The following is a 4,754-nucleotide window of genomic DNA, read 5'->3' as shown; positions in this document are numbered from 1 at the left end:
CTACAAGGATGTGAACGAGGTCGTGGACGTGGTTCATGCAGCCGGCATCTCGAAGAAAGTTTGCCGCATGCGCCCCGTCGGCGTGGTTAAAGGATAATGATTTATCTGGATCACTTTTCTGCCACACCCATCGACCCCCGCGTTTCGGAAGCCATGCTGCCTTACTGGAACCAGTGGGCCTGGAACCCGGGTTCGCCGCATACGGCCGGGAGGCGCGTCCGCGATGCCGTGGAAAAGGCCCGTGTCCAGGTCGCTTCCCTGATCGGGGCCCGTCCCGGGGAGATCCATTTTGTCTCCAGTGCCACGGAGGCAAACAATTGGGCCCTCTATGGATTGCCGCGCGGTCTGCGCAATAAGGGCAAGCATTTGGCTATCAGCAGTACGGAGTCCAAGGCCGTTCTTTATAGCGCGCACCGTTTGGAGGAGGATGAGCACTACCGCCTGAGTCTGGTGGAAGTTTCCGCAGAAGGTCTTCTTGATCTCTCCTCGCTCAGAGAATGCCTGTGCGAGGAGAGCGTGGTGGTTTCTGTCGCGCACGCGAGCGCGGAGCTGGGCGCTCTGCAGCCCCTGCCCGAGATCGCGGAAGCCGCTCATGGAAAAGGCGCGCGCCTGCATGTCGACTGCACAGCCACGGCCGGAAGGGTCTTGACTCAAGTAAAAGACCTGGGCGCAGACACGGCTGTGATCGCCTCCGATCAAATTTACGGCCCAAGCGGGGCCGCGGCCCTTTATGTGCGCCGCGGCGTGCGCATCCGGCCCTTGCTGGTCGGAGGCACCCAGGAATCCGGCTTTCGCGCCGGGGTGGAAGCTGTGCCCAATATCGTGGGCTTTGGCGCGGCCGCAGAACTCGCGGCTGCGGAGCTCGGCCGGCGCCAAAAGCACCTGACCGAACTCAGCACGCTCCTGCGGCAAAGCCTGAAGCAAGATATTCCGGGCCTGCGCTTTTTGGTTCCGCAAGAACACTGTGTCCCCGGACTGATCGCCTTCACTCTTGCCGGCTTGGAAGCCGAGGCCGTTGTTCTGGGTCTGGACGAATTCGGGATTGCCGCCACCATGGGCTCTGCCTGCAATGCCATGGCCCTCAAACCCTCTCACGTGTTGAGCGCTTTGGGTTTGTCCGAGGCAGAGGCCAAGGCCACGCTGCTGTTCGGTCTGGGCAAGGATACCCGGCCGGAAGAAATCCAAAATGTGGTAGAAAACTTGGGTCGTGTGGTGGAGCGCCTTAGGGCTCTGTCAACTGTTGAGGAGGAAATATGATCGAGGTGACGGATAAAGCCGCTGTGGAAATACGGAATGCTCTGAATAAGGCGGGCAAGCCGGAGGGTCTTTTGCGGGTCGGGGTCAAAGACGGGGGCTGCTCAGGGATGTCCTATACAATGGATATCATTGATTCTCCGGCTGAGAAGGATAAAGTATTCGGTGAAGGCCACAGGCGCGTGGCAGTGGATCCGCAAAGCCTTCTGTATGTGAACGGGATGACGCTGGACTTCAACGATGCCTTGATAGGCGGGGGTTTTATCTTCATGAATCCCAATGCTGCAAAGAAATGCAGTTGCGGCACATCGTTCGGGGTGTAGCGCTTTAAGGGTCCGGGAATGACACAAGCCCACCAAACACTCGACTGTTTCGGCCTGCTCTGTCCGATGCCGGTTTTCAAAACAGCAGCCCAGATGGAGCATATGGGCCAAGGTCAGGTGCTGGAGGTCTTGTCAACAGACCCTGCTGTTGAGGAAGATATGGCTGCCTGGTGCATGGCCACGGGCCACGCGCTAATTGCAATCAAAAAGGACGGTGGGGAATACCGTCTTTATGTTAGAAAAAGCTAAAACCAAACGGAGGTTGCTTGAATGGCTGACAATACAACAAAAGTGAAACTCAACGTCGAGGGCCCCTACTACGTGGACGAGCAATGCATTGACTGCGATCTCTGCCGGCAAACGGCCCCAAACAATTTTGACCGGAACGAAGACGCCGGTTATTCGTATGTCTGCAAGCAGCCCGCTGATGATGCCGAGAAAAATCTGTGCGAGGAAGCCATTGAAGCCTGCCCGGTTGAGGCCATCGGGAATGACGGATAGACATCCGAAAGCGATTGTCATGCTTTCAGGAGGCCTGGACAGCACCTTAGCCGCGAAAATTGTTCAGGATCAGGGTGTAGAGCTTCACGGACTGCACCTGGCCTTGCCGTGGGGCTGTTGCGATCGCGGCAAGGCGCAGAGTTCTGCGGCCTTGCTCGGCATTCCGTTCACTATTCTCAAAGTAAAGCGCGAGTTCCTCGATGTGGTGCGGCAGCCGAAATATGGTTACGGCAGGGAAATGAATCCTTGTGTGGACTGCCGCTCTTACATGCTGAAGCTGGCCGGGAAATTTATGCCGCTGGTCAACGCTGATTTTGTGGTCACAGGGGAAGTCGTGGGCCAGCGGCCCAACTCCCAGCTCAAACGCAGCATGAGGATTATCGAGCGGGAATCCGGGCTCGAGGGCCGTTTGCTCCGGCCCTTGAGCGCGCGTTATCTGGCGCCCACAGAGGCTGAGCAAAGAGGTTGGGTCGATCGCTCCAACTTATTCAACCTCACAGGGCGTTCCCGGAAACGCCAGATCGGCCTGGCTGCAAAGCTTGGTATTGATGAACAGCCGGCTCCTTCCGGCGGCTGCTTGCTCACTGAAAAGCCTTTTGGTTCCCGTGTGCGTGATCTCTTTCAAAACCAAAGCGAAATCGATCTCGAAGACTTGGAACTCTTGCGCTTGGGCAGGCATTTTCGGATTTCTCCCAATACCAAGATTGTGGTGGGGCGTAATGAGACCGAGAACCAAATGCTGCGTTCTCTCAATCTCAATTCCGCAGTCACGTTGGCTACAGTGGCTTTTCCGGGTCCGGTGAGTGTGATTGTGGGGGAGATAAGCGAAAGATCGATTGGCACAGCGGTTCGGATTATCGTGTACTATGCCAAACCGCAACGCCTGGGCTTGGATTCGATTGCGCTCAAGCTGAACGAAGAGACGCTCCTGAATTTTGTTCTGAAAGAGCTTGAACCGCTCTCCGTGGAAGAACTGGATACGTGGAGACTGGCGATTTTGGATTTGCCCCGGACGGGCCCTTCCTCTTATCAAGCGTGCCGCGCTGTATGACTCGTTCCGGTCCTCACGTGATGCGCGTCAAGAGCCGAACCTATGAAGTGAACTTGAGCCGGGAGCTCTGTCTCTCCTGCCTGAAATGTTGTAAAGGCGAAGGCTGGGTCTACATCAATATGGAAGAACGTAAAGCCATCGCGAAGTATTTGGGGATTACTCCCGGAGAACTTGTCGATACTTATTGCGAGCAAAAGGACGGATGGACCTATTTGAAGGCCAAACAGAATAAGGACCTGGACTGCATTTTTTTGAATCGCAAACACGGCTGTGAAATCTATCCGGTGCGTCCCAAGCAATGCGCCGATTTCCCGTATAAATGGCGATATGAAAATATCACGGACGAGTGCCCCGGAGTAAGGGAAGTATGATTTATCTCGATAACAGCGCCACGAGTTTTCCCAAGCCTGAGGCTGTGCACCAAGCCATGGGTCATTTTGCCCGTCACGAGGCCGGCAGTCCCAACCGGGCGGGCCATTTCTTTTCCCGGGCCGCGGACACGCACCTTCGCGGGGCGCGCGAGGCCCTGTGCGAACTGTTTAATGCACCGGACCCTAACCGGATGATTAGCACCTTCAATGCCACGGATGCCCTCAATATGGCGATCAAGGGGGTATTGCGGCGGGGCGATCATGTGGTAACCACCGTGATCGAGCACAACTCAGTGCTGAGGCCCCTCCGGGTTCTGGAGGACAGGGGGATGATCCAGGTGACGCGCTTGGAACCGAAACCCGGGGCCTCCGTGGTGTCGGCCTTACAAATAACTGGGGCGATGCGCGAAAATACGCGTCTGGTGGCTGTAGTGCACGGCTCTAATGTAACAGGCGTCCTGCAGCCCGTTGCGGATATGGGCCCGGCCGTCCGTTCCCTGGGCGCGTACTTTTTAGTGGATGCGTCTCAAACCGTAGGCCATGTGCCCATTGACGTCCAAACTATGGAAATTGACCTGCTGGCCTTTCCGGGGCACAAAGGTTTACTGGGGCCGGCAGGCACCGGAGCTCTCTGGGTGGATCCGCGGGTAGAAATCCAGACGTGGCGCGAAGGAGGCACCGGATTTGATTCGCAGAACCCGGTCCAGCCTGCGGAATTTCCGGCCTGGCTGGAGGCAGGTTCCCCCAATACCTTGGGCATGGCCGGGCTCAAGGCCGGGGTGGAGTATGTTTTGGACAGGGGGGTGCAAGAGATTGCTCGATGGGAATCGAATTTGCGGGAGCGCCTGGTGTCCGGTCTCGAGGGGATCCCAGGACTGCGGCTCATTGAGCCCCGCCCCAAATCCGGGGCCGTGTGTGTGGTCTCTTTCCTTATAGAAGGAGTCACGCCGTCCGGGGTAGGGGCCTGGATGGATGAAGCCCGGGGTATTGCCTGCCGCACGGGCCTGCTCTGCGCGCCGCTTTACCAGCAATGGTTGGGCACCTTTCCGGAGGGCGTGGTGCGTTTCAGTCCCGGATGCATGTCCACTGAAGAAGAAATCGACGAGGCTATTTCTGCCGTGGAAGCCTGTGCCGGGCATTTTGCGAGGGTAGCAGCATAATGGGTGTCGGGCGCCACAGTCCGGATTGTCATCCCCGCGGGAGCGGGGATCTACTCGGATCACTGAAAAACAAATGGATTCCCGCCTGCGCGGG

General features: G+C 57.3%; 8 protein-coding genes. All 8 read left to right on the top strand.

Translation table 11 applies throughout. The annotated features are described in order from the left end of the window. On the top strand, positions 1-97 hold a 97-nt coding region (locus tag JW937_07190; protein MBN1587196.1), incomplete at its 5' end, for an RtcB family protein. Continuing rightward, positions 97-1,257, top strand: coding sequence for a cysteine desulfurase (locus tag JW937_07185; GenBank protein MBN1587195.1), 1,161 nt, complete (start codon positions 97-99; stop codon positions 1,255-1,257). The genes JW937_07190 and JW937_07185, both read left to right, overlap by 1 nt. Then, a complete protein-coding gene (locus JW937_07180; protein MBN1587194.1) occupies positions 1,254-1,577 on the top strand; it encodes an iron-sulfur cluster assembly accessory protein in 324 nt (107 codons plus the stop codon). The genes JW937_07185 and JW937_07180 overlap by 4 nt, the downstream gene beginning before the upstream one ends. A gap of 18 nt (positions 1,578-1,595) precedes the next feature. Beyond that, positions 1,596-1,826 (top strand): sulfurtransferase TusA family protein, encoded by a 231-nt coding sequence (locus JW937_07175; protein MBN1587193.1) that lies wholly within the window; start codon positions 1,596-1,598, stop codon positions 1,824-1,826. Between the two features lie 21 nt (positions 1,827-1,847). After that, positions 1,848-2,078: a ferredoxin gene (locus JW937_07170; protein MBN1587192.1), complete on the top strand. Its 231-nt coding sequence runs from the start codon at positions 1,848-1,850 to the stop codon at positions 2,076-2,078. Further along, positions 2,068-3,129, top strand: coding sequence for a hypothetical protein (locus JW937_07165; GenBank protein MBN1587191.1), 1,062 nt, complete (start codon positions 2,068-2,070; stop codon positions 3,127-3,129). Before JW937_07170 ends, JW937_07165 begins: the two co-directional genes overlap by 11 nt. Further along, positions 3,126-3,500, top strand: coding sequence for a YkgJ family cysteine cluster protein (locus JW937_07160; GenBank protein ID MBN1587190.1), 375 nt, complete (start codon positions 3,126-3,128; stop codon positions 3,498-3,500). The genes JW937_07165 and JW937_07160 overlap by 4 nt, the downstream gene beginning before the upstream one ends. Continuing rightward, positions 3,497-4,660, top strand: coding sequence for an aminotransferase class V-fold PLP-dependent enzyme (locus JW937_07155; GenBank protein ID MBN1587189.1), 1,164 nt, complete (start codon positions 3,497-3,499; stop codon positions 4,658-4,660). Before JW937_07160 ends, JW937_07155 begins: the two co-directional genes overlap by 4 nt. The last annotated feature ends 94 nt before the right edge of the window (positions 4,661-4,754 follow it).

The organism is Candidatus Omnitrophota bacterium (assembly GCA_016929445.1).
Classification (GTDB): domain Bacteria; phylum Omnitrophota; class Gorgyraeia; order JAFGIU01; family JAFGIU01; genus JAFGIU01.
This window is presented reverse-complemented; position numbering and strand designations above follow the sequence as displayed.

Bases quoted from the DNA above. Each gene is read 5' to 3' on its own strand.
- JW937_07155 (MBN1587189.1), top strand. From the start codon at position 3,497: ATGATTTATCTCGATAACAGCGCCACGAGTTTTCCCAAGCCTGAGGCT.
- JW937_07165 (MBN1587191.1), top strand. From the start codon at position 2,068: ATGACGGATAGACATCCGAAAGCGATTGTCATGCTTTCAGGAGGCCTG.
- JW937_07185 (MBN1587195.1), top strand. From the start codon at position 97: ATGATTTATCTGGATCACTTTTCTGCCACACCCATCGACCCCCGCGTT.
- JW937_07170 (MBN1587192.1), top strand. From the start codon at position 1,848: ATGGCTGACAATACAACAAAAGTGAAACTCAACGTCGAGGGCCCCTAC.
- JW937_07180 (MBN1587194.1), top strand. From the start codon at position 1,254: ATGATCGAGGTGACGGATAAAGCCGCTGTGGAAATACGGAATGCTCTG.
- JW937_07160 (MBN1587190.1), top strand. From the start codon at position 3,126: ATGACTCGTTCCGGTCCTCACGTGATGCGCGTCAAGAGCCGAACCTAT.
- JW937_07175 (MBN1587193.1), top strand. From the start codon at position 1,596: ATGACACAAGCCCACCAAACACTCGACTGTTTCGGCCTGCTCTGTCCG.